Raw genomic sequence first — 24160 nt, 5'->3', positions numbered from 1 at the left:
CACAGTGCGCGCATGGGGCCCTTGTTCGCCTACAGCCTCGTGCCGGTCCTCTCCGTGTCGCTGCTGCTGTTCTTCACGGCCGCGTTCCGGGGGCACAACGCGCGAGGCCTTGCGCTCTACTGTCTGGCGACCGCGGGATGGACCGGGGCGCTGTTGTTCCTCTGCATCCCGTCCGTCGCATGGCTGGGGGAACGCTTCGTGGCCAGTGGGGCCTTCATCGCGGCGGCGTACCTGCACTCCGCTTTCGATGTGACACGGCAGCGCTCCTACCGGCTGGTGGTGCTCGCGTACGGCGTGGCGGTGGTGGTGACGGGGATTGGCGCGCTCCTCCCCGGCGTCCTGCACGGGCCGCTGGCGATGGGACGCGGCCCCCTGTTCTGGCCCGCCATGGTGCTGGCCGTCGCGGCGGCGGGCGTGCCGCTGGTGCATCTGTCGCGCGCGTACCGCGACGAAGCGCCCGAGCGGCGGCCCATCCTCCTCGGCCTGGGCATCGCCGGGCTGCTCGCGTACCTGGGCAGTATCGGCAACGCCCTGTTGCTGTCGGGCGGCTACGCGTTGCCCTTCGGCATGTACCTGGTGCTGGCGGCGCTGTTGGTGCTGGTGCACGTCATCAACGCGCACCAGCCCGCCGCGGACCGCCGGTTGCTCGAACGCAGCCTCGTCTACTCGGCGGTGGCGGCGGTGCTGTCCGCGGGCTTCCTCTTCGGGGTGCTGACGTTGCTGTCGGGCAGCGGCCAGCCCTTCCTCACCGAGTACCGCGTGGGCGCCTTCTTCCTCCTGGCCCTGGCCGCGCTCGCGTTCGAGCCCGTGCGCCAGGAGCTCCAGGCCTGGATGGGGCGCCGCTTCCTCAAGGGGCGCGCGACGGGCGCCGAGCTGGCCGCCGCGCTCGCTCGCGAGGAGGCGCGCGCGGACCAGGCCTCGCGGCTGGCGGAGCTGGGGCAGTTCACCTCCGCGGTGGCGCACGAGGTCCGCAACCCGCTGGGGGTGCTCGCCGCGCACCTCAAGCTGCTGGAGCGGAGGGGCGGGGACCCGGACACCGTGGCCGCGATGCGCGAGCAGATTGACCGCGTCAGCCACTTCGTGGACGAGCTGCTGCGCTATGGCCGCCCGCGCCCGTTGGACTTGCGGCGCGTGGAGGTCTCCGCCACCGTCGCCCTGGCATACTCCACCGCGCGGCAGGGCCTGGGCGCGCTCGCCCCTGACGTGGCCTTCGAAGCCAGCGGGGACGCAGCCCTGACGGTGGAGGCCGACCAGTCCCAGCTCTCCCAGGTGCTGGTCGTCCTGCTGGAGAACGCGCTCCTCGCCCTCCAGGGCGTCACTGAGCCCCGCCTCCAGGTGTCCTTCGAGCAGACGGGCGACCGGCTGCTTGTCCGGGTGGAGGACAGCGGGCCGGGCATCTCCCCAGCGCTGATGCCGCGCCTCTTCCAACCCTTCGTGACGGGCCGCAAGCGCGAGGGGCCTCGGCCCGGGACGGGGTTGGGGCTGGCCATCGCGCGAGGCATCGCCGAGCGGCATGGCGGCGGCTTGCGTGCGGGGCACTCGGCGTCGTTGGGCGGCGCGGCGTTGACGCTGGAAATGCCGTTGTCACAACCCGCCTCGATTTCCGCCGCGCTGGCCTGACGTCGCGCATCCCCGGCCCGCGGGGCTGCAGGGATGTCCGTGAGCAAGCGCAACTCGGTGCGATTAAGTCTGCTTCACGACGGCCTTCCAAGGATTGCCCCGGACTCCGTTTCGAGAGGCGTGGAAGGAGGCCGGGTCGATGAGCGGCCATCGCATTGCCACAGTCATTCGCATTCCTGTGGCCTACAGTACGGATGTGCATCCCGACGGGTTCGAGGCGTTCGCGCATCGTGTCAGGCCCATGTTGTTGGCCCTGGCGAAGCGGCTGTGCGGTCAGGGAGGCATCGATCCGGAAGACCTGGTGCAGGAGGCGCTCACGCGTGGGCTGCTGCATCACGGCGCGCTCGCCGCGCAGCCGGAGCCCGTCTACAGGGCCTGGCTGTGTCGGGCGCTCACCAATCACTTCCTGGACCAGTGCCGTAAGCGGCGCTCGGAGCTGCTGGAGCAGGACCGGCCGGAGCTGCGGCTGGTGCGCGAGGCGGCCGCGGCCCCCGAGCCGGACGCCCGTGAGGCCTGGGAGCACATCTCCGAGCAGGACTTCCAGGCGGCCATTGCCCAGCTCCCGAACCCCCGGGTGCGCGAGGCGTACGTGCTGCACGCCTCGGGGCTGCGTTACCGCGCCATCGCCCAGCGCATGGGCGTCCCCGAAGGCACGGTGGGGAGCTGGCTCTACCAGGCGCGCAAGGAATTGAAGGTGCTGCTGTTGCCGCTCACCGGAGGCGACGGGGGAGGCAGCGCATGATGGGCTCGCTCTGCAACAGGCTGTCCCTCTTCCTCGACGGCGAGCTGGCCCCCATCGACGAAGAGAACTTCCGGCATCACCTCGCCCGCTGTGACCCATGCGCCTCCGGACTGCACGAGGCCATGCAGTTGGAGCTGCTGGGCTTCCAGACGCTGGGCGACCCGCGGGCGCTGGCGCAGGAGGAGGAGGACGCGCTGGAGACCTGGATGCCGCCCGGGGCCGCTGCGGCGCGTGACGCGGCCGGGGTGCCCGCCTCGGGACGGGCCCCTTGGCGGTGGGCTCGCTGGGCACCGGGCGCGGTGGGGGCGCTGGCGGCGGCCATCGTCCTGGTGCTCGTCTTCAAGAGCGCCGGGCGGGAGGTCCAGCAGGAGGTCTGGCTCGCGAAGGCGTCCTCCCGGCTCATCGAGGCGCGGGTGGCGTATGGGCGCGCGGACGGGCACCGTCCCTATGCGCCCCTGCGTGCGGGGCCGGGTGCGCCTTCCACCGCGCCGGTGCTGCCGCTTCGCGCGCTGGCGGACCTGGAGGACCGGGGAGACCTGCACGGCATCGCCGCCGCGTACCTGGTCCGCGGAGATTTGCGTCAGGCCTCCGACTTCCTCCACCGGCTGCCGCCCTCCGCGGACCGGGACAACGACCTGGCCATCATCGCGTTGGAGCAGGGGCGCCCGGAGGAGGCCCTGGCCCTGCTGGACGGGGTGCTGCGGCAGGCGCCGGAGCACGCCCAGGCGCAGTGGAACCGGGCCCTGGTGCTGCGGGAGATGGGGCTGACCCTGCTGGCCGCGGAGGCGTTCGACGCGGTGGTGACGCGCGGAGAGCCGGGCTGGAGCGAGGAGGCGCGCATCCGCGCCACGGCGCTCCGGCATCAGACGCAGGCGCGGGGCCGGGCCTGGAAGGGGGCTCGCGCGGCCGTGCGGGACTTGATGGTGGACCCGCGGGCCCGGCTGCCGCTGGAGGAGGCGAAGCGGTTCCCGGGCATCGTCCGGCTGGCGTTCTACGACGCGGTGCGGGCCGCGCCGTCGCGCGAGGGCGCCCTGCGCCTGCTGCCGCTGGCGGACGTGCTGGATGGCGTCCAGGGCGGGGCGGTGCTTCGTGACTACGTGCTCCGGGTGTCGGCGCGGGACTTCGGCCGTCGCGCGCCCCTGGCGGCGGACTACGCGAAGCTCGTGCGGGGCGAGCTGGCCTCGCCGGCGCCCTTCCTGGAGGCGCTGCGGCGCTCGGGCGAGGACGACCTGTACCTGGGCGGCCTCATCAACCAGATGGCCGCCTCACGGCACCTGGAGGACTTCACGCGGCTGGCGCGCGAGGCCGAGGACCCCTGGGTGTCGCTGCTGGCCGAGCGCGAGCTGGCGGGCGCGGAGGAGCGCGCGGGGGCGTGGTGGAAGGCGGAGGCCCGGCTTCGCGCGGCCGTGGGCGCCTGTCAGGGCAAGGGGCTGTCCTACCGCTGCGCCACGCTGAAGAAGCGGCTGTCGGACCTCTACCTCGCGCTCAACCGCCCGGCGGAGGCCTTCGAGCAGGCGTGGAGCGGCTGGCTGGCGTCCCGGGAGCTGGAGGAGTGGGAGCTGGAGCAGCAGTTCCTCCAGGAGCTGGCGCACATCGCGCGGTACCGGCTGGAGGTCACCAGCGCGCGCGCCTACCTGCGTGAGTCCCTGGCCCGCACGCCGGACCTCTGTGAGCAGCGCACGTATGTCCACCGCAACCTCGCCTACCTGTCGTGGCTGGAGTTCGACGCCCAGGAGGCGCGGCGCGAACTGGAGCTGGCGCAGGCGTGTGGCCGGCCCCTGGGGCTGCCCGGCGCGCTATTGCTGTCGTACCTGGCGCGCTTCGGCGCCGACAGCCAGGACGCGGACCTGCTGCGCCGCACCCTGTCCGAGCTGCGCCGGAGTCAGCCCTCGCCGGGGAAGCTCGCGCAGTTGAGCTTCGCCGAGGGGCAGTTCGTGCTCGAGCACGACCGGGCCACCGGGTTGGAGCTGCTGCGGGGCGCCATCCAGCAGGCGGAGGCGCTTGCCGACGACGTGGACGCGCGCAAGACGCGGATGGGGGCCTACAACGTCCTGGCGCACGAGGCCGGCCGCATGGGCGACGCCGGGCAGGCCCTGGCGCTCATGGGCGCCGCGCTCCAGGTGGACGTCCCCGCGCGGTGCGTGCTGGGCGTCGCGGTGGACTATGAGCGTTCGGTGGTGGCGCTGCGCGGGGCCGGAGGCGAGCTGCTGGGGCACTTCGACGCCAGCCGCGCCCAGCCCCTGGGACGGGAGGCCTCCGGGCTGGTGCCGCCGTCGCTCCAGGCCGCGCTGGGGGACTGCGAGCGCGTGGACGTGCTCGCGCTCCCTCCCGTTCATGGCCTGCGCGGCCTGCTCCCCCCGGACCTCGCGTGGAGCTACCGCGTGGGGCGCCCCGCCGGAGCCGCGCGGGGGGCGGCGGCCGGGAGCGGCACGCACCTGGTCGTCAACGCGGTGGAGGCCCCCGCCGCGCTGGGGCTCCCGCGGCTGCTTCCCCTGGCGCCGCCGCTCGGGGGGGATTCCCAGCGCATCGAGCTGTCCGGCATGCAGGCCACGCCCGCGCGCGTGCTCGCCGCCATGGTGCAGGCCAGCGAGGTGGAGATTCACGCGCACGGCGCCTTCAGTCCGGAGATGTCGGACGCCTCGCTGGTGGTGCTGGCGCCTGAACCGGACGGCCGGTACGCGCTGTCCGCCGCCCAGGTCCGCGCGCTGAAGCTGGAGCGCGCCCCTCTGGTCCTGCTGGCCACGTGCAGCGCGGCGCGGGCCACGCCCTTCCTTCATGAGTCCTTCAGCCTGCCGGTGGCCTTCATCGAAGCCGGGGCGTCCACGGTGCTGGCCTCCACGGTGGAGATTCCCGACTCGGCGGGGCGCTTCTTCGAAGCGGTGCGCGAGCGCATCCGGAGCGGCGCGCCCGCGGCCCAGGCGCTCCGCGACGAGCGGCGCACGTGGCTGGAGGCCCACCCGGCCGCGGACTGGGTCCACGGCATCCTCCTCTTCGAATGAGCGTCAAGAAATCCGACTCGCCGCGTAGTACCGATGCGGAGGCGGGGATGCCGGCATGCCGCCGGACGCCGCCGGTGCCGCGCAGAGGGGGATGCGATGGGGAAGAAGCTCGCGAAGAAGCCAGCGCGCGACGGGGCCGTGGTCAGCATCAATCCGCATGATCCGCCGCCGGAGCCCACGCCGGGGCTCACGGCACACCCGCCGTTCTCGGCGAAGATGTCCGTGATGACGGCGTCCCAGCCGGATGAACCAAGCGATGCCGGCTGAACCCAGGTGACAGATTCCTGGTTTGTCCTGAATCGCGCGGGCGATACAGGTTTCACGGGGCGCTCCCGCTCGGGGGCGCCCCGGATTTTTTTGAACAGAATGCACAAGAAAAAGGGCTGGGTCCGTATCTGAGATTGAGGGGGCGTTGGTCGCGAGCCCCTGAAACGGGGGGACGGATGTTTCGTGGTGACGCGCGAGGCCGTGGGGATGCGAGCGGTATCTGGGCGCCTGAAGAGGGGCGTGGGGCGATGGGCGGGGGCTGGGGCGCCCGGTCGGACGAGGGCACTCGTCAGGGGACGTGGGGCGGCTCGGGGGACGCGCGAAGGGGAGTAGTGGCAGCGGGGGGGACGCGGAGGACCTGGGGGGGCTGGACGTGGAGTCGTTCGACCAGAGCGACTTCGAGTTCCAGATCGCCAGCTTCTGAGTTCGGCGCGGGGGGAGGAAACCCCGCTCCAGCAGACGGCGTCGGGGGACAGCCGTCGTCTTGAAGGGTGGCCGCGTCGGGACCGGGGGGCCGACGACCACGTGACGCGGACGTCGAGGACGCGTCCATCCGGAGAGGCGCTGGAGCGCGGAATTCCAGGGTGAGGGGAGGGGGCGCGCCCCAGGCCCTCCGCCTCCAGAGAGTCCAAGGGCTCTGGAGGCGGAGGCCCCCTGGCGGTCATGAGATATAGGGTGGGGCCTCCTTCTTCGATGGGAGTCCTCGCATGAAGTCCGTGAAGTGGGCGGCCTTGCCGCTGTTGCTGCTGGCCGCCTGTGCCACCACGGGGCGAAAGGGCGCCGCTGACGACACGCCGCCGCGCCTCATGTCCTGGTCGGAGCAGATCGCCGAGCGCGAGTCCTGGCTGGAGAAGCGCCACGCCATGCTCCTGGACATGATGCGCCGCCATGGCGTGGGCATGTGGGTCGTGGTCAACGAGGAGTTCCACGACGACCCGCTCACCCAGTTCGTCGCGCCGCCGCGCCCCTACGCGGGCAACCGGGACATCTTCGTCTTCGTCGACGCGGGGGCCGAGGGCCTCAAGCGCGTCGCGCTCACCGGCTACTCGGAGGCCACGCTCGCGCGCTTCTTCGAGCTGCCCGCCGAAGGCCGCAAGCCGCGGGAGGTGCTGGCGGACCTGAACACGCGCTACCAGCCCCGGACGATTGCGCTGGGCATTGGCGGCAAGCGCGGGGTGACGCGCAGCCTGACGCGGGACAGCTACGCCTTCCTGGTGGAGGCCCTGGGCGCGGAGGCGGAGCCCCGCTTCGTCAGCGCCGCGCCGCTCATCGAGGAGTACCTGGACACGCGCCTCCCGGAGGAGTTCCAGCACTACCAGCGGCTGGTGATGCTGACGGAGGCGGTGGTGAAGGAGGCCTTCTCCCCGGCGGTGGTGGTGCCGGGCAAGACGACCGTCGGCGACGTGCGCCGCTTCCTCTATGACAGGCTCTGGGAGCTGGGCGTGGACACCTGGTTCCAGCCGGACCTGCGCGTGCAGCGCAAGGGCACGGACGGCGCCGCCTCGCGCGGCTTCCTGGCCCCGGCGAAGGAGGACGTCGTCATCCTCCGGGGCGACCTGCTGCACGTGGACTTCGGCATCACCTACATGGGGCTGAACTCCGACTGGCAGAAGATGGCCTACGTGCTGCGCGAGGGAGAGACGGACGCGCCCGAGGGCCTCAAGCGGGCGCTGGCCAACACCCTGGAGCTCCAGGACGCGCTGATGCTGCGCGCCTCGCGGCCGGGCCGCACGTCCGCGCAGGTGTACACGCAGACGATGGCGGAGATGAAGGAGAAGGGCATCGAGGCCATGGTGTACAGCCACCCCCTGGGCAACCAGGGCCACGCGCTGGGCGCCAGCATCGACTTCCGTTCGGCGAGCCGGCAGGAGGACTCCAAGACGCTGCGCAAGGGCTCGTACATCGCCATCGAGCTGAACACCGCCACGCCCGTGCCGGAGTGGGACGGGCAGAAGGTCTTCGTGATGCAGGAGGACCCGGCCTACCTCACCGAGGAGGGCTGGAAGTTCTTCGTGTCCCGGCAGGAGTCGTTCTACCTCCTCGGCCGCGGCGGGGAGGGCGGCGGAAGCACGAGCGGAGGCAAGGGCGTGACGACGCGCGGCATGCCCATGCTCTAGCGCGGGCTCAAGGCGCGGCGCCTTGCCCGCTGAGGTCCGCCCAGGTGAGGCCGAAGCGGGCCAGGTACTTCTTCAGCCGGTCCGCGTCGTTGACGCTCTTCTTCTGGGCGCGTGACTGGGCGAACAGCACACGCCCGGCGTCCGACAGCGAGCGTGACGCCCGGCAGACGCTCAGCACGTCCGCGAGCTGGACCCGGTCGAAGCGGTCCAGCTCGCTGGCGAGACGCTCTCCCAGCAGCTCCGCGACCAGGTCCGCAGTCGCCGTGGCGGCCTTCGCGCCGGAGGGGCGCCACTGGTCGCGCAGCCGTTCGAGCTCCTCGTCCACCACGTCCCGGGTAATCCGTCCGCCGGCCGCCAGCGTGGCCATGCGCAGCACCGCGGCGTTGAGGTCTCGGAAGTTGCCGGACCACCGCGCCTCGGGAGACGTGGCGAAGCCGAGGAAGCGCGCCTGGGCCTCCTTGTTCATGGTGACGCGCGTGCCCACGGCCTCGGAGGACTGGTCCAGTTCGAAGCGCAGGTTGGGGGCGATGTCCTCCGGGCGCTCGCGCAGCGCGGGGAGCCGGAAGGTCCACAGGTTGATGCGCGCGAGCAGGTCCTCGCGGAAGCGCCCGCGTTCGACCTCCACCTGGAGGTCGCGGTTGGTGCCGGCGATGAGCTGGAAGTCGCTCTCCACCTCGCGGTCCGCGCCCACGGGCAGGAAGCGCTTGTCCTCCAGCGCGCGCAGCAGCATGGCCTGCTCGTCCGCGCCCAGCTCACCAATTTCATCCAGGAACAGCACCCCGCCATTCGCCTGCCGCAGCAGGCCGGGCCTGTCGCTCAGCGCGCCCGTGAAGGCGCCCTTCACGTGACCGAAGAGGGCGGACATGGCGCCGTCGCCCCGGAGCGTGGCGCAGTTGAGGTCCACGAAGGGGCCCGCCACGCCGCGCCGGGCCTTCTTCAGGGCGTAGATGCGGCGCGCGAGCTGCGACTTGCCCGCCCCCGTGGGCCCGGTGATGAGCAGGGGCGCCCGGGACTGGACGGCCACCTGTTCGATGCGCTCGATGAGGCGGTTGAACGCGGCGTTGCGGGTGTCGATGCCGGACTTGAGGAAGGCCAGGCCTTCACGCTGCTCCTGCCGGAAGCGCGCCGCCAGCGTGTCGTACCGCGACAGGTCCAGGTCGATGAGCGTGTGCGTGCCCGCGCCCGCGCGGTCCCTGGGGTCGGGTGACACCTGCACCAGCCTGCCGGGGATGAGCCGGCTCTCCACCAGCAGGAACATGCAGATCTGCGCGATGTGCGTGCCCGTGGTGATGTGGACCAGGTAGTCCTCCGCCTCGGGGTTGAAGGCGTAGCCGCGCACGTAGTCGAGCAGCGCGCCGTAGGTCTCCTCCAGGTCCCACGGGTTCCGGAGGTCCAGGGGCGTGGCCCGCACCTCCGTCTCCGGTGACACCTGCTGGATGTCCTGCTCCAGCGTGGCCACGAGCGCCGCCGCGTTCGGCGGGTGCAGCAGCTCCAGCCGGTGCACCAGCAGGTCCTCCTGCTGGCACAGCGCCACCGTGGGCCGCCACCGCGTCCAGCGCTGCGGCCCCTGACCGTTGTCCAGCGTCGTCCCGAGCATCCCCAGGACCACCGTCTTGCGCGCGCGTGGTTTCGCCATAGAGATAGGGACTTTATCCCAAGAGATAGGACATGCCACCTCGCCTGGAGGGCCTCCCTCGGGAGCGGGGTTGGCACGCCGGCTGCTCTAGCCCTCCAGCGTGACCGGGACCCAGCGCCCGGCGGACGACGGAAAGGTGGAGACGATGAGCCGCGACAACGGGAACCACGAGGTGCTGTCGGACGAGGCGGGCCGCCCCATCAAGGCGTGGACGGTGGGGGTTCCGTTCGAGGACGAGGCGAAGAAGCAGCTCCGCAACCTGCGCGGCCTCCCCTTCATCCACAAGTGGGTCGCGGTGATGCCGGACGTGCACCGCGGTTACGGCGCGACGGTGGGGAGCGTGGTCCCCACGGTGGGAGCGGTGGTGCCGGCGGCGGTGGGGGTGGACATCGGCTGCGGGATGATCGCCGTCCGCACGACGCTGCGCGCGGACCAGCTCCCGGACTCGCTGCGTGGGGTGCGCTCGGCGATTGAGCGGGCGGTGCCGCACGGCCGCTCGGACAACGGTGGCCGCAAGGACGTGGGGGCGTGGCGTGTGGCGCCGGCGCGGCACCAGCAGGCGTGGGCGCGGCTGGTGGAGGGGTATGACCGCATCGCCGCGAAGCACCCGCGCATCGGCCGTGGGCCGGAGCTGGCGCACCTGGGAACGCTGGGGACGGGGAACCACTTCATCGAGCTGTGCCTCGATGAGTCGGATGGCGTGTGGCTGATGTTGCACTCTGGTTCGCGTGGGGTGGGGAACCGCATCGGGAGCTACTTCATCGAGCTGGCGAAGGAGGACATGCGCCGCTGGTTCATCAACCTGCCGGACGGGGACCTGGCGTACCTGGCGGAAGGGACGGAGCACTTCGAGGACTACGTCTTCGCGGTGAGCTGGGCGCAGGAGTTCGCCGCCACGAACCGGGCCCTCATGCTGCAGGAGGCGGTGGAGGCGCTGCAGTCGAGCGGCGAGCTGCCTCCGTTCGAGCTGAAGGACGCGGCGGTGAACTGCCATCACAACTACATCTCGCGTGAGCACCACTTCGGAAAGAACTGCTTCGTGACGCGCAAGGGCGCGGTGCGGGCGCGTGAGGGCGACCTGGGCATCATCCCCGGGAGCATGGGGGCGCGTTCGTACATCGTCCGCGGGAAGGGGAATGCGGACAGCTTCCACTCCTGCAGCCACGGCGCGGGCCGGGTGATGTCGCGTGAGGCGGCGAAGCGGCGCTTCACGGTGGAGGACCACGTGAAGGCGACCGCGGGCGTGGAGTGCCGCAAGGACGTGGACGTCATCGACGAGACGCCGGCTGCGTACAAGCCCATCGACGCGGTGATGGCGGCGCAGGCGGACCTGGTGGAGGTGGTCCACACCCTGAAGCAGGTCGTGTGCGTGAAGGGGTAGCGAACCGAGCCCGAGAGGTGACCATGCCGGGATGAAGACACCGAGACGCCCGCGCTCCCCAAGAGACCGAAAGGTCGCCAGGATGGGGACGCGGGCGTCGCTATTTTCCCGGCCGTGTCAGTGCGTGGCGGGTGGCTCGTGAGTGCCGGGCAGCAAGAGGAGGACGCCATGGTGCGCATCGATGGTTCGTTGGGCGAAGGCGGAGGACAGGTGCTGCGCACCTCGCTGGCGCTGTCGTTGGTGACGGGGCAGCCGTTCACCATCCAGAACATCCGCGCGGGCCGGAAGAAGCCGGGCCTGCTGCGTCAGCACCTCACGTCGGTGAAGGCCGCGGAGGCGGTGGGGGCCGCGGAGGTGTCTGGCGCGGAGCTCGGCTCGCGCGAGCTGACGTTCCACCCGCGCGCCCTGGCCGCCGGGAACTACCACTTCGCGGTGGGGACCGCGGGCAGCGCGACGCTGGTGCTCCAGACGGTGCTGCCGGCCCTGCTCCTGGCGGAGGGGCCTTCCACGCTGATGCTGGAAGGGGGGACGCACAACCCGCTGGCGCCGCCGTTCGACTTCCTCCAGCGGGCCTACCTGCCGCTGGTCCGCCGCATGGGGCCTTCGGTGGAGGCGACGCTGGAGCGGGCCGGCTTCTTTCCGGCCGGGGGCGGGCGGTTCCGGGTGGACGTGCGCCCCGCGCCGCTGAAGCCGCTGCACCTGCTGGAGCGCGGCCGGGTGCTCCGCAGGGACTTGAAGGCCGTCATCGCGATGATTCCGTTCGACGTGGCGCAGCGCGAGCTGGGCACGGCGGGGGCCGCGCTGAAGTGGCGGCCCGATGAGCTCCGGACGGAGGAGCTGAAGCGTCCGCTGGGCCCCGGCAACGTGCTGGTCGCCGAGGTGGAGAGCGAGCACGTCACGGAGGTCTTCACCGGCTTTGGTGAACGCGGGAAGCGGGCGGAGTCCGTGGCCGAGGCGCTCGCGGCCGAGGTGAAGCGCTACCTGGAAGCGGACGTGCCGGTGGGCGAGCACCTGTGTGACCAGTTGCTGCTCCTCCTGGCGCTGGCGAAGGAGGGCGCGTTCCGGACGCTGCCGCTGGACGGGCACGCCGAGACGCAGCTTCACACCATCGCGAAGTTCCTCGACGTGAAGGTGGAGGTTCGGGAGGTGTCTCGCGACGTCCGCGAGGTGGCGGTCCGCGCGTAGCGTCGTCCCTCACGGCCGAAGAGGTGGTCCGGTTGGACCGCGCCATCCAGGCGGTGCTCGACGAAGGGCTCCGCATGCGAGGCACCCAGCGAGATCTCTTCGGCGTCCAGGGCCTGGCGAAGCACCGGCGCACCGTGTTCGGCCGCGCCGGAGCGCCGTGCCCGCGCTGCACCACGCCGGTCTCCCACCAACGCATCGGTGCCCGGAACACGTACTGGTGTGCCTCCTGCCAGCCCCTGACGAGCGCGCCCGAAGTCCCCGCGCAATCCACATTGCTTTGAGCCGCGACGGTCGCTTCGACGGGGTTCGAACCCCGTAACTCCAGACAGCCCTCTCGGGAGTCGTGGAATTGTCAGACGCGGGTGTCGCGTGACACCCGCGCTCTGTCCTGGCCCGCGCGCGCATTCGTCCTGCGCCGTCTCCTCAGGCGTCGGGGAGGTTTGCTAAACCGCTGTCCGAGCCGTCAGGGGCGCTGGTCGCAGTCATCGAGGTCCGCCTCGGACGTGGAGGGGGCGTAATGCCGTCAAGGTTTGCGTGGGTGTTGGGACTTGCGCTGCAGGTGTCGCTGAGCGCGTGTGGTCCACAGGAGGCGTCTGTTGAGCGGATGCTCCCGGGACCGCAAGAGGCGCTGACGCAGCGTGTGCCGGGGACGCTGCCCGACCTGATGGTGCGCCGGTTGTCGCTGCAGCCCGCGGCCCGCGTCGGGGACGACTTCCATGTCGCCGTCGAGGTGTGCAACCGCATGCCATTTTCGGCAGGCCCCTTCGTCGCGGAGGTCCGGCTCTCCCAGGACCGTGACTTCACGTCCACGGACCCCACGTTGTTTCTCCGCGCCGTGGATGGGCTGGAGGCTTCTGCCTGCGAGCTCGTCCAAGGCTGGGTGAGGGTGGACGCGGCGCTCGCGGGCGCGCACTTCGTCGCCGCCGTCGTGGACGCGGACGGGCAGGTGGAGGAGTCCGACGAGGCGAACAACCAGTTCCAGGGCGGAACCCTGGGTGTCGGGCGTGGACCCGACTTCGTCATCACCGCCCTGCGCGCGCCGGCCGTCGTCGACGACTTGCAGCGGCCCATCGTGGCGACGGCAACGGTGTGCAACCGCGGCACCCTGGCCGCCAATGGAGCCATCGACCTCCTGCTTTCCGCGGATGCCGTCGTCACAGCGGATGACAGGGTCGAGACCTGGACGGACGGCTTCTTCCTCGATCCGAACGCCTGCCAGGACCTGGAGCTTCACGTCAGGCCCCCGGGCCCGGCCCTGCGCTATCACGTGGGCGCGCTGGTGGATGCCTACCCCGGAGCGCCGGCCGACCTCGTTCCAGGCAACAACCTCTGGGTGGGAGGGCAACTGGCGTACGCGGATCAGCCGGACCTCATCGTCACGCAGGTGGAGGTGCCTTCGAGCGTGACGGGCACCCTGCCGTTCCAGGCGGAGGTCATGGTGTGCAACCAGGGGACTCGCCCCACGCCGACGTGGTTCGAGGTGACGCTCTTGTTGTCGGCCCAGCCCATCGTCGTGGCCGAGGAGCGCAGCATCGGCTACGCGCTGGTGTCACCTCTGGAAGCGGGGCAGTGTGCCCGTGCGCGGGTGGAGGCGTCGGTTCCCGGGGTCGCCAGCGGAGCCTGGTATGTGAGCGCTGTCGCGAACGCGCATCGGGCGCGCGTGGAAGAAGCCTTCTGGGACAACAACGTCGGACCCTCGACCCGGCTCCTGGTGGGGGAGGCGCCGGACTTCCGTGTCGTTGCAATGGAAGCCCCTGGTGCGCTCGCGCCGTGGGAGCCCCGCACGGCGCGCGTGACGGTGTGCAACGAGGGGACCGCGGGCGCGCCCGTGGATGTGGGCCTGTACTGGTCGTCGGACGAAGAGCTGATTCTACCCGAGCCGATCGCGGGCAGCCTGGGGTTCGGCTTCCTGGCGCCCGGGCAGTGCGCGACGGAGTCGGTGTCAATCTTCACGCTCGAGCCCCTCTCCGGGGCGCGGTACCTGATGGCCTCCGCGGATGTTGGAGAACGCTGGGCGGAGCTGGACGAGACGAACAACACGTTCATTGGCAGGCGCGTGTTCATGGGGCTTGGCCATGACCTCGCCGTCACGTCCCTGGAGGCGCCTGCCAGCGTCCACGACCTTTCCCAGTTCCTGGTCCGGGTCACGGTGTGCAACCAGGGCAACGTGTCGTCTCCCGACGGTAACCTGGAGATCCGCTACCGGGTGGTGCGCACCGGGCCGTGGGCGGGAACGCTCGCGTTCCCGTTCCTGCCCTCCATCGCGCCGGGCGCGTGCGTCCGGCGTGACGTGCCGGTGCAGCTCCTGTTCGAACGCCCGTATGGCTTGTTCCTGGATGCGCGGGTCTGGACGTCCGATGTGTTCGAGGACAACGACATCTCGTCCCCGTTGGTGCCCCTGGGCGTGGGGGACCGGCCCGACTTCAAGGTGACGTCCGTGGTGGCCCCCGCGGGGGTCTCCCCGGGACAGGGCTTCTCCACGGACGTGACGGTGTGCAACCAGGGGCTCCGGGATGCGAGCACGGACGTCATGGTCGTCCTGTCCCAGGATGAAGAAATCTCGACCCGGGACCTCTTCGCCGGATGGGCGGAGACCGGGCTCGTGCAGGCGGGGCAGTGCGTGGCCCTCAAGGTGCCGTCGCACGCCGGCTCGCTGTGGCCTGGCGTCTTCACCGTCGGCGCCGTCGTGGACCCCTATGCCGACTCGTACTGGAACAACGAGCTGCGCGAGGACAACAACACCCTGGCGGGCGGACAGGTTTCGCTCGGGCGCGTGGCCGACTTCGCGGTGACGGCCGTGTCCGCTCCCAATGCGGTGGCGCCGGGGGCTGTCTTCACGGCGAAGGTGACGGTGTGCAATCAGGGCGCCGCCCGGGGCTCGACGGATGTGGTGCTCGTGTTGTCCCGGACCTCGCGCATCTCCCTGGCGGAGCTGCCGCTCGGCGGCATGCCGGTGGGCACCCTGGAGCGAGGGCAGTGCGCCACGCGGGAGGTGTCGCTCACCGCGCCCTCCACGCCCACCCAGGGGGTGCTGGGCGCCCTGGTGGACTCGCTGGATGTCGCGCAGGAGCCCCGGGAGGACAACAACGCGCTGGCGGGAGGTCACCTGTCCGTGGGCGCGGGCCCGGACTTGACGGTCGACATCGTGGAGATGCCGTCCATCCAGCCCGCCAACGTTCGTTTCATCACGCAGGTGCGTGTCTGCAACGCAGGGACGCTGCCCGCGCCCGGCGAGGCGCGTGTCTACCTGTCGGCGGACGCCGTCATCGACCCGGTGGTTGACACCCCACAGGGAGGGCTCTACTTCGACGTGCTCGCGCCTGGGCAATGCCAGGTGGTCCACATCCCGGTGAACTTCTACCAGCCTGCGTGGACGCTCCCGGAGGGCCGCTGGCATTGGGGCGCGGTGGCGTTCCCCATTGGGGGAGAGCCGGAGCTCCACTGGGACGACAACGTCGATGCCCGCCCCTTGAGCGTCGGCCAGGTCCCTGACTTCTCCGTCACCGCGCTCGACGTGCCTGCCTCGGTGCTTCCGGACCAGCCGTTCACCGCGAAGGCGACGGTGTGCAACGCGGGGACCGCCGCGGGCGCCACGGCCGTGCGACTGGTCCGCGACTGGTCTCCCTTCTACGCGCCGGCCGCGCACACCCTGGCCGAGGCGATGACGGAGCCCCTGTCGCCTGGGCAGTGCACCTCGCTGAACATGCGGGCCTCGGCCGGTGTGTCCTTTGAAGGCAGGTACACCGTGAGCGCGGTGGCGAACCCGGACGGCGCCACGGCGGAGCTTCGCGAAGACGACAACGTTCGAACGGCGCACCTGGGCGTGGGCGCGTTGCCGGACTTCACGGTGGGCAGCGTGCAGCTTCCGCGGGCGCTGGCCCGTTCCGCGGAGGTCGTCACCGCGGCCGTCCAGGTGTGCAACGTGGGGACGGTGGCCGGCGAGGTGGAGTTGGCGCTCGTCGTGTCCGAGGATGCGACCATCACCGCCGCGGACATGCCGCTGAGCGCGGTGCCGGTGGGGCCGCTGTCGGCCGGAACGTGCACCACGGCCGATGTGCCGGCGAGCCTCTGGGTGCCCTCGAACGGCGCCTGGTTCGTGGGCGCGGTGGTGGACTCGTACGGAGCGGTGTCCGAGCTGCGCAGGGACAACAACGCGAGCGTGGGCGTGCCCGTGGGCATTGGCGGACTGCCCGACTTCGTGGTCACCCGCTTGTCCGCGCCGCCGAGCGTGGCGCCTGGGGCAGCGCTTCCCACCGTCGTGGAGGTGTGCAACGTGGGCGCTGTCGCGAGCGACGTGGACGTGTCCTTCTACCTGTCGGCAGACGACCGCGTCACGCCCGAGGACACCCAACTTCAGACCTGGAGCTATGGCTCGCTGGGGGTCGGGAACTGCACCTCGGTGGAGGTCTCGCTCGCCACCAGTCCACTCGTGCAGATGGGGGTCGTCCGCCACATTGGAGCCATCGCTGACGCAGGGCGGACGCGGGCCGAGCTTTCGGAGACGAACAATGTGAGCCCGGTGGTTCCGTTGAGCATCCTCTCCGGCCCGGACCTCGTCATTCGAAGCGTGGACGCGCCGCCCGGTGTCGCCCCTGGCGCGTCGTTCCAGGTGACGGCCTTGGTGTGCAATCAGGGCACCGGGGACAGCGACCACGCACGGGCCACGGGATATTTCGCGCGTGTGGGAGCGGGGGCCTTACGTGGAGCGCCCGCGTGGCAGTACCAGGTGCCGCCGCTGAGCCCTGGGCGGTGCGCGACCCTGGAGAACACCCTGACCGCGGGACAGGAAGCGGGCCTCTGGTTCCTGTCATCCGAGGTCGGGCCCATCTCCAGCTCGACGGACATGGTTCCGGACAACAACGCCGGGCCCGTGGCTCCCGTGCGCGTCGGACACCTGCCGGACTTCGTCGTCGCGTCGGTCCATGCGCCCACGGCCGTGCGCCCCGCTGATGCGTTCCAGGTGGACGTCACGGTGTGCAACCCGGGCACCGCGGAGGGGCAGTCGGACATGACGGTGTTCGTGTCCCGGGATTCAAGCCCCTCCGTCGAGGACCTCTACCTCGGCCCCGTGCCGACCGGAGCCCTGGGGCAGGGGCAGTGCGCCACGTTGCCGGTCACCGTTCCCCGTGATGCGCAGCGGTCGGGGTCGTGGTTCGTGGGGGCGCTGGTTGACCGGAGCGCCCAGGTGGCCGAGTTGTCGGAGACGAACAACACGCATGCCGGCGTTCCCGTGCGCTTCGCCTCGCTGCCCGACTTCGTCGTCACCTCGGTGGTGGCGCCCACGAGCGTGCTGATTGGCGACACATTCCCGGCCCAGGTGACGGTCTGCAATCAGGGCACGGCCACGGGCAACGTGTTGCTCTCGCTGCACCTGTCCCCGGACGCGGTCATCTCCATTCAGGATGTCTTGGGAGGGGGACCGGAGCTCGTGACGGGACTTGCGCCGGGCGCGTGTTCCCTGGTCGAGGTCCCTGTCCAGGCCCGCGCTTCCCAAGCGGGCCTCTGGTACCTCGGCGCCGTGGTGGATGCGCGGCTGTGGGGAGAGGAGGCCAGCACGGTCAACAACACCAGCGTCGGGCGTCTGGTGGGCATCGGCTTCAGGCCGGACCTGGTCATCACCGAAGTGGCGGCACCGGAAGTGGCCCCTCAGGGCCAGCCATTGCCGGTGACCGTGACGGTGTGCAACCAGGGCACGACGTCCGTCAGCAACGCGGCGCTTGGGTTCAGCGTCAACTGGCTGCCGGAAGTGTGGCAGGACCTCCGGTTCGCGACCGTGGCCTCCGTGGCCCTGGCCGCTGGCGCGTGCGAACGCGTGGCCGTTTCCGTGCCGCTGAGTGGCTTCGAGTCAGCCTGGCCGGCGACGTACGTGGTCGCCAGTGTGGACCCCAGCGGCGTGGTGCAGGAGTTCAACGAACACAACAACGAGCGCGCCAGCCTTCCTGTCTCGGTCAGGGTTGACCTCGCGGACCTCGTGACGGAGGCCGTGCGCGCGCCATCCACGGTGAAGCCGGGGCAGCCCTTCACGGGAACGGTGCGGGTGTGCAACGAAGGATTCGGCCCCGCGCCCGCGCGGGTCGCGCTGCACGCTTCGCGAGACGCCCGGGTGACGTCCGAGGACCTGCTGCTCGGAGAGGCTTCCCTGGGCACCCTGGCGCCCGGCCAATGCGCGGAGCACGCCATCCCCGCGGTCCTCCAGGCGTCAGGCACCTTCTTCCTGGCGGCGATTTCCAGCACCGGAGGCGCGGCCTACGAAATCGACGAGACGAACAACGTGGGCCCCGCGTTGCAGGTGTATGCGGAGAGCACGGGGACGGATTTCGTCATGGAGTCGGCGGTGGTGCCCTCCATCGTGCTCCCGGACGCGGCGTTCAATGCCTCCGTCCGTGTCTGCAATCGGGGCGGGCTGGGCGGGGAGGCCGCCGTGTCCCTCTACCTGTCCCCCGACGCCCTCGTCGACCCAACGGACACGGTGCTGGACTCGCGGGCAGGGCTGTCCCTCCCGGCGGGACAATGTGTGTCGCTGTCGCTGCAGGGGGCTGTGCCGCAGCCGGGGCGCTGGTACGTGGCGGCCATCGCCGACCCGCTGGAGGCGCAGCCCGAAGACGACGAGGCCAACAACAGCAGTCCGGTGTCCGCGTTGGTGGTGGGCGAGGTTCCGGACTACGTCATCGCCGCGTTGACGGCGCCGCCAGTGGAGACGAGCAATGGGCCCCTGCCGGTGCGAATCACCGTCTGCAACCAGGGCACCGCGCCCGCGCAGGCCACCGGCGTGCGCTTCCAACTGCGAGCCGCTGGTCCGACGACGGATGGTGGATTGCGCGTCGCGTCCCGGAGCGTTCCCGCCCTGGCAGCGGCGCAGTGCGTGGCGTGGGAAGAGCCCTTGGGCCTGGTCGCGGTCGCGCCTCGTGCCTGGCGGCTCGAAGCCTCGGTGAACCCTGACGCCGTGGTGACGGAGGCCTACCTGGACAACAACGTCAAGGCCGCGGAGGTGCGCGTGGGAAATCATGCGGAGCTCTCGGTGGCGCACATCGCGCCGGAGCGGAACGCGCTCTTCCCGAGCGAGACGTTCGTCACGGAGGTCACCGTCTGCAATACCGGCAGCGTGACCGCCAGCGAGCTGCGCGTTCAGGTCCTGCTGTCGGAGGATGGCCTGGACCCGGACGCGGGCACGCAGGTCGGAATGAGGTCCTTCGCCGGGCTGGCGAAGGGGTGCGCCGTCATCCCCGTGACTGGGACGGTTCCTTCCCAAGCGCTTGGGGGCGAGGTCCATGTGAAGGCGCGCGTGGAGCTTGTCGCGCCGCAAGGGGGCGAGCTGAACGTCGACGACAACGGGCTTGTCGGTCCCCTGGTGGGGATTGGTTCAGGTCCCGACCTGGTGGTGACGACGGTGACGACCGACGTCTCGGTGTCCTGGCCCTCCGCTCCGCTGCCCGCCGTCGTGACGGTCTGCAACCGGGGCGACGAATACTCCTTGCGTGCCTCCCTGTCGGTCTTCCCCATGTGGGAGGAGGACGGGGAGTTCGTACCGGACACCTCGGAGGGGGCCTCCGTGTCCGTGTACCCCCTGGCGCCGGGCGAGTGCGATGCGTTGCACGTGGAGTTGATGACGCCGCCGGTCGAGGGCGACTGGCGCCTGGGGGCCATGGTGGATGGGGTGAACGCCGTCCGGGAGACCGTGGAGTCCAACAACCTGAGCCACGGGGATGCGTTCTTCGTCACCAGGGTGACGGGGCATGCCGTCACCGCGCTCCAGGCGCCCACCGCTGTCTGGCCGAACGAGTTCTTCACCGCCACGGCGACCGTGTGCAACCGGGGGCCCACGACGTCGTGGGGCATGCCCATTCACCTCGCGTTGGAGACGGAGGACGGCTTCCCCGTCACCACGCTTCCGGTCCGGGCCTCGCCCTCCAATCTGGCGACGGGGGCGTGTGCGCCGGTGACGCTGTCGGGCTCGGCGGCCGTCCCGCTGGAAGGGGCCTACCGGCTGGTGGCGCGGCTGGGGCATCCGAAGGAACCGATGGCGGAGGCGCTGCGGCGAGCGCTCTCATTCGCCGTGCCGCTCGTTGTCGGTGGCCGCGGCGACTTCACCGTCACCGCAGTGAGCGGCCCCGCGACCGTCCGCACGGGGGGCTCGTATTCGACGTCGGTGACGGTGTGCAATCACGGCACGTCGTCGGGGGCCGCCACCGTCCAGGCCTACCTGTCCAGGGACGAGCGCCTCGACGTGGCGGGAGACGTCCGTGTCGGCCAGACGAGCGTGACGCTCTCCCGGAACCAATGCCGGACGCTGTCGGTGTCCTCGCGAGCCAACAGCGTGAGCAGCGGCGACGTGTGGTTCGTCGGGGCGGACGTGAGCATGGGCAATTCGCCGGACGCGAATCCCGCCAACGACGGCCGTGTGGGTGCCCGGATTCTCGTGACACCCTGAGGCCGTGCCGGGCGCGGGGCTTGTGGGCAGCGGACTCGGTGGCTGTTATGACAGCCCCGTGTCCGACGTCACCACCCCCGCGCCACCTCCGTTCGAAGCCGCGCTGGTCCGCGCCAGCGAGGAGCTCGGCTTCCCCAGCTACTACCAGTCCTGTGTGCGCCCGCTGCTGCGCAACCCGGAGGGCCGCTGGCCGCGGTGCTGTGGTGGCGGGTGTGAGCCGTGTGCCCAGACGCTCATCCAGGTGGCCCTGCGCACCCTGGAGCTGATGGGGACGCCGCGGCAGGCCCCGCTGCCGGACTGACGGGGGGCCCACGCATGTCCGCACCGCACCCGCTGCTGCTCGTGGATGACGACGCCGCGTTCCGCAAAGTCTACGGCGGGCTGCTGCGCGAGGCGGGCTACGAGGTGGTGGAGGCCGCCGACCGGCCCTCCGCCCGCGCCGCCTTCGACGCGCGCGACTTCCCCCTGGTGCTGCTCGACTTGATGCTGCCTCCCGACGGCAGCGTCTCCGCGGGGCTGGAGGGGCTCGCCGCGCTGCTGAGCGCGAAGCCCGGGACGAAGGTCATCGTCGTGTCCGGAGCAGGGGACACGCGGCACACGCTGGAGGCGGTGCGCCTGGGCGCGTACGACTTCCTCACCAAGCCGGTGGACCCGGACGTGCTGCTGGTGGTGGCGCAGCGGGCGCTCGCGCGGGTGACGCTGGAGCGGCAGGTGGAGACGCTGCGCAGCTCGCTGACGCGCGCGGCGGGTGGTGTCTCCCTGGTGGGGCAGAGCGCGTCCTTCCTGGCGGCCACGTCCCTGGCGGAGCGCGTGGCGGCCAGTGAGCTGCCGGTGCTCGTCACGGGGGAGAATGGCACGGGCAAGGAGCTGCTCGCGCGCACCGTCCACCTCAAGAGCCGCCGCCACGCCGGGCCCTTCGTCCCCATCAACTGCGGCGCGCTGCCGGAGTCGCTGCTGGAGAGCGCCCTGTTCGGCCACGTGAAGGGGAGCTTCACCGGCGCGGCGAAGGACCACCGCGGCCTCTTCGCCGAGGCGGACGGCGGCACGCTCTTCCTGGACGAGCTGGGCGACATGTCGCCGTCCCTCCAGGTGAAGGTGCTGCGCGCGCTGGAGACGGGGGACATCCTGCCGGTGGGCGCGGACCGGCCCGTCCAGGTGGACGTGCGGCTCATCTCCGCCACGCACCGGGATCTGGGCCGGATGCTCCAGGAGGGCGCCTTCCGCGAGGACCTCTACTGGCGCGTGAAGGGCGTGGAAGTCCGCCTGCCGCCCCTGCGCGAGCGCCCCGCCGACCTGCCGCTGCTGGCCAAGCACTTCCTCAACCAGTGCGCGCACCTGTGCCCGGACGGACGCGCCCGGCTGTTGTCGGAGGCCGCGGCGGAGGCGCTGCTGGCCCACCCGTGGCCGGGGAACCTGCGCGAGCTGCGCCATGAGATGCAGCGCGCCACCGTGCTGGCGGGCGAGCGGCGCGAAATCCAGCCCGAGGACCTGTCCTTCACCGGCAGCGAGCGGCCCCGGACGTCGCCCGCGCCGGGCACCCCCACGCTGGCGCAGAAGGTGGAAGCGCTGGAGCGGCGTGAAATCGAAGAGGCCCTGAAGCGGCTGAACGGCAACCGCACCCATACGGCGGAGGCGCTGGGCCTGTCGCGTCAGGGCCTGCTCAAGAAGCTGGAGCGCTTCGGGCTGACGTGAGTCAGAAGAGCCGGACGCCCAGACCCAGCCGCACGGCGTAGCCCAGGCGCGTGTGGCTTTCGCCCGAGCGCTCCTGGAAGGACTCCACGCCGAGCTGGCCCGCCGCCAGGGCCGACAGGTTGCTGCCCAGGTACACCTCCACGCCGCCGCCGCCGAGCGCCTGGATGCGCCGCGACTGCCCGTTGGACAGGCCAATGTCCACCGGCACGTCCAGGAGGCCCAGCACGGACACCGTGTCCGCGACGCGCCAGCCGGCCACCAGCCCCGGCGACACGCGCAGCAGGACGCCGGAGTAGTTCCGGTCATCCATGTACGTGGCCCCCGAGTTGAGCACCACGCCCAGGCCCAGCGTGGGCGCCAGGGACAGGAGGCCTTGCTCCAGCACCTTGCGGCGCACCGCGACTTCCAGCGCGGCGGACAACTGGAACCACTGGAGCCGCGCGCGGGCCTCCAGCTCGAAGCCGGAGATGCCCTGGCGGAAGCCCACGCCCAGCTCCGGCGCGCCCACGAAGCCGTAGAGCGTCGTGGCCCCGTCCGGGAGCGTCACCGGCGCCAGCACCGCGCCCAGCGGGTCCTCACGGGTGCCTCGCAGGAGCGCCGCGTCAGGCGCCGTGACGCGCGGCGTTCCATCCGGGGGCACGGAGGCCGGCGCCTGGGCGGCGGCCTCCAGGGACACGAGCAACAGCGCGGACACGAGAGGGCCGAAGCAGCCGGTACGCATCATGGCGCGCACCCTACCCCGCATGGTGGCGCTCGGAAACCCCAACGATTCCAGGGGCTTGTAGGTGCCTTGCGTATTTGTCCGGCTTGGCGCGAAGATTTAGTAATTCATGGATACCGCGCTCCCACAACCTTCCATGTATGCCGGACCGGAAGCCCCGGTGAAGGCGGGCTCGCGTCGTCGTGCGTCACGGGGGCGGCCTCGGGTGTTGCTGGTGGACTCGGCGCCTGGCGCGCACGTGGCGCTGGCCGCGGCGCTGGCGGAGGCGGGCTTCGAGGTGCTGCTGGTGGCGGGCGCGCAGGCGGCGCTGGAGTCGCTGGCGGGTGACGGCGCGGCGCCGCAGCTCATCATCACCGAGGTGGAGCTGCAGGACGGAGACGGCTTCAGCCTCTGCGGCCAGGTTCGCGCGGACGCGCGCACGGCGCACCTGCCGGTGCTGCTGCTGGCGCGGCGTGAAGAGGACTTCCACCGGGACCTGGCGGGCGGCGTGGGCGCGGATGACTACCTGGCCCACCCGGTGGACGCGCGGGACGTGGTGGCGCTGGCGCTGCTCAAGGCGGGTCGTCGCAGCGGTGACGCGGCCTTCGAAACGCGTACCGAGCGGCTGTCGCTGCCGGACGTGGCGCGCGCGCTGCTGGCCGGTGTCCGCTCCGGCCGCGTGGTGATGGCGGAGGGGCAGGGGTGGTTCGCGTTCCGTCACGGCCTGGTGGTGGACGCCGTCTTCAATGGCGAGCGCGGCAGCCTGGCCTTCCGGCGGATGCTCTGCTTCGGCAGCGGTGGGTACTCGGTGGTGCTGGGGCCCGAGCTGCACAAGGGCTCGTTCACCATGGACCGCCCGTACCTGTGTGAGACGGTGCTCCACGGGCTGGCGCGCTTCGACGCGCTGCGTGCCCGGGGCCTGCCGCTCGCGTCCCGGCTGACGGTGGACTTCTCCCGGCTGGCGGAGGTGCTGGCGTCGCTGCCCGAGGACGTGGGCGAGGTGGTGCGCCTGTTCGACGGCCGCCGGACGCTGCGCGCCATGTTGCTGGAGTGCCAGTTCCCGGAGGCCGTGGCCTACGAGGCGTCCACGCGCCTGTTCGCGCTGGGCGTCCTGGTGCCCGCGTGCCTGGTGGAAGAGCGGGAGCGGGCGCGCTGCGGCGCCACGGTGCCCGGCTTCTTCGAGCCCACGCTGTCCGTGGACGCCGTCCCCGTGGACGCGGGCGGGGCGGGGGCCAACGCGCCCTTCACCCTGGTCGGAGGCGCGCAGCCTCCCGTCATCCTCGACTTCCCCAAGAAGGGCCCCGGCGCGTCGAGCGCCGTGGAGGGCCTGACGGGGGCTGTCCGGTCCGACGACGCGGGCGTTTGAAGGGTTTGACTCGGCGGCCCCCGGTAG

At 71.4% G+C, this 24160-nt stretch carries 15 protein-coding genes; 13 read left to right on the top strand and 2 right to left on the bottom strand.

The window, feature by feature from the left end; all coding sequences use genetic code 11:
* Positions 1–12: 12 nt before the first annotated feature.
* From MYMAC_RS24535 to MYMAC_RS24520, 6 genes are all read left to right on the top strand, one after another.
* Positions 13–1620 (top strand): sensor histidine kinase, encoded by a 1608-nt coding sequence (locus MYMAC_RS24535; protein ID WP_095961670.1) that lies wholly within the window; start codon positions 13–15, stop codon positions 1618–1620.
* A gap of 139 nt (positions 1621–1759) precedes the next feature.
* Complete coding sequence (locus tag MYMAC_RS24530; RefSeq protein ID WP_013941542.1) at positions 1760–2362, top strand: RNA polymerase sigma factor; 603 nt, start codon at positions 1760–1762, stop codon at positions 2360–2362.
* The gene (locus tag MYMAC_RS24525) at positions 2359–5361 is read left to right on the top strand and encodes a CHAT domain-containing protein (RefSeq protein WP_095959848.1); all 3003 of its coding nucleotides are present in this window, start codon (positions 2359–2361) and stop codon (positions 5359–5361) included. Before MYMAC_RS24530 ends, MYMAC_RS24525 begins: the two co-directional genes overlap by 4 nt.
* Positions 5362–5457: 96 nt before the next feature.
* On the top strand, positions 5458–5628 hold the full coding sequence (locus MYMAC_RS37275) for a hypothetical protein (RefSeq protein ID WP_170114765.1): 171 nt from the start codon (positions 5458–5460) through the stop codon (positions 5626–5628).
* 298 nt (positions 5629–5926) lie between these two features.
* The gene (locus MYMAC_RS38415) at positions 5927–6052 is read left to right on the top strand and encodes a hypothetical protein (RefSeq protein WP_275663009.1); all 126 of its coding nucleotides are present in this window, start codon (positions 5927–5929) and stop codon (positions 6050–6052) included.
* A gap of 283 nt (positions 6053–6335) precedes the next feature.
* Positions 6336–7745 (top strand): M24 family metallopeptidase, encoded by a 1410-nt coding sequence (locus tag MYMAC_RS24520; protein ID WP_095959847.1) that lies wholly within the window; start codon positions 6336–6338, stop codon positions 7743–7745.
* Positions 7746–7752: 7 nt separating this feature from the next.
* Here MYMAC_RS24520 and rtcR read toward each other — a convergent pair whose 3' ends face one another.
* Complete coding sequence (rtcR, locus tag MYMAC_RS24515; protein WP_095959846.1) at positions 7753–9381, bottom strand: RNA repair transcriptional activator RtcR; 1629 nt, start codon at positions 9379–9381, stop codon at positions 7753–7755.
* Between the two features lie 145 nt (positions 9382–9526).
* Between rtcR and MYMAC_RS24510 the strand changes: the two genes are divergently transcribed.
* The 6 genes from MYMAC_RS24510 to MYMAC_RS24485 all read left to right on the top strand — a co-directional run bounded on the left by MYMAC_RS24510 (position 9527) and on the right by MYMAC_RS24485 (position 22067).
* Positions 9527–10762: an RtcB family protein gene (locus MYMAC_RS24510; protein ID WP_095959845.1), complete on the top strand. Its 1236-nt coding sequence runs from the start codon at positions 9527–9529 to the stop codon at positions 10760–10762.
* Between the two features lie 168 nt (positions 10763–10930).
* The gene (gene rtcA / locus MYMAC_RS24505; protein ID WP_095959844.1) at positions 10931–11947 is read left to right on the top strand and encodes an RNA 3'-terminal phosphate cyclase; all 1017 of its coding nucleotides are present in this window, start codon (positions 10931–10933) and stop codon (positions 11945–11947) included.
* 32 nt (positions 11948–11979) lie between these two features.
* A complete protein-coding gene (locus MYMAC_RS24500) occupies positions 11980–12228 on the top strand; it encodes a zinc finger domain-containing protein (protein WP_239988986.1) in 249 nt (82 codons plus the stop codon).
* A 323-nt stretch (positions 12229–12551) separates the two neighbouring features.
* Complete coding sequence (locus MYMAC_RS24495; RefSeq protein ID WP_170114764.1) at positions 12552–20375, top strand: CARDB domain-containing protein; 7824 nt, start codon at positions 12552–12554, stop codon at positions 20373–20375.
* A gap of 58 nt (positions 20376–20433) precedes the next feature.
* Positions 20434–20676 carry a hypothetical protein gene (locus MYMAC_RS24490; protein WP_013941532.1) on the top strand — a complete coding sequence of 81 codons (243 nt, stop codon included), beginning with the start codon at positions 20434–20436 and terminating at the stop codon, positions 20674–20676.
* A gap of 14 nt (positions 20677–20690) precedes the next feature.
* Positions 20691–22067: a sigma-54-dependent transcriptional regulator gene (locus tag MYMAC_RS24485; protein ID WP_013941531.1), complete on the top strand. Its 1377-nt coding sequence runs from the start codon at positions 20691–20693 to the stop codon at positions 22065–22067.
* 1 nt (position 22068) lies between these two features.
* Here the strand turns inward: MYMAC_RS24485 and MYMAC_RS24480 are convergent, their stop codons facing one another.
* A complete protein-coding gene (locus tag MYMAC_RS24480; protein WP_013941530.1) occupies positions 22069–22791 on the bottom strand; it encodes a hypothetical protein in 723 nt (240 codons plus the stop codon).
* Between the two features lie 106 nt (positions 22792–22897).
* Here MYMAC_RS24480 and MYMAC_RS24475 point away from each other — a divergent pair, with 106 nt between their 5' ends.
* Positions 22898–24133 (top strand): response regulator, encoded by a 1236-nt coding sequence (locus MYMAC_RS24475; protein ID WP_095959842.1) that lies wholly within the window; start codon positions 22898–22900, stop codon positions 24131–24133.
* The last annotated feature ends 27 nt before the right edge of the window (positions 24134–24160 follow it).

The organism is Corallococcus macrosporus DSM 14697, assembly GCF_002305895.1.
Classification (GTDB): Bacteria; Myxococcota; Myxococcia; order Myxococcales; family Myxococcaceae; genus Myxococcus; species Myxococcus macrosporus.
This window is presented reverse-complemented; position numbering and strand designations above follow the sequence as displayed.

Bases quoted from the DNA above. Each gene is read 5' to 3' on its own strand.
- MYMAC_RS24485 (WP_013941531.1), top strand. From the start codon at position 20,691: ATGTCCGCACCGCACCCGCTGCTGCTCGTGGATGACGACGCCGCGTTC.
- MYMAC_RS24530 (WP_013941542.1), top strand. From the start codon at position 1,760: ATGAGCGGCCATCGCATTGCCACAGTCATTCGCATTCCTGTGGCCTAC.
- MYMAC_RS24495 (WP_170114764.1), top strand. From the start codon at position 12,552: ATGCTCCCGGGACCGCAAGAGGCGCTGACGCAGCGTGTGCCGGGGACG.
- rtcR (WP_095959846.1), bottom strand. From the start codon at position 9,381: ATGGCGAAACCACGCGCGCGCAAGACGGTGGTCCTGGGGATGCTCGGG.
- MYMAC_RS24475 (WP_095959842.1), top strand. From the start codon at position 22,898: ATGGATACCGCGCTCCCACAACCTTCCATGTATGCCGGACCGGAAGCC.
- MYMAC_RS24525 (WP_095959848.1), top strand. From the start codon at position 2,359: ATGATGGGCTCGCTCTGCAACAGGCTGTCCCTCTTCCTCGACGGCGAG.
- MYMAC_RS37275 (WP_170114765.1), top strand. From the start codon at position 5,458: ATGGGGAAGAAGCTCGCGAAGAAGCCAGCGCGCGACGGGGCCGTGGTC.
- MYMAC_RS24480 (WP_013941530.1), bottom strand. From the start codon at position 22,791: ATGATGCGTACCGGCTGCTTCGGCCCTCTCGTGTCCGCGCTGTTGCTC.
- MYMAC_RS24535 (WP_095961670.1), top strand. From the start codon at position 13: ATGGGGCCCTTGTTCGCCTACAGCCTCGTGCCGGTCCTCTCCGTGTCG.
- rtcA (WP_095959844.1), top strand. From the start codon at position 10,931: ATGGTGCGCATCGATGGTTCGTTGGGCGAAGGCGGAGGACAGGTGCTG.
- MYMAC_RS24510 (WP_095959845.1), top strand. From the start codon at position 9,527: ATGAGCCGCGACAACGGGAACCACGAGGTGCTGTCGGACGAGGCGGGC.
- MYMAC_RS24520 (WP_095959847.1), top strand. From the start codon at position 6,336: ATGAAGTCCGTGAAGTGGGCGGCCTTGCCGCTGTTGCTGCTGGCCGCC.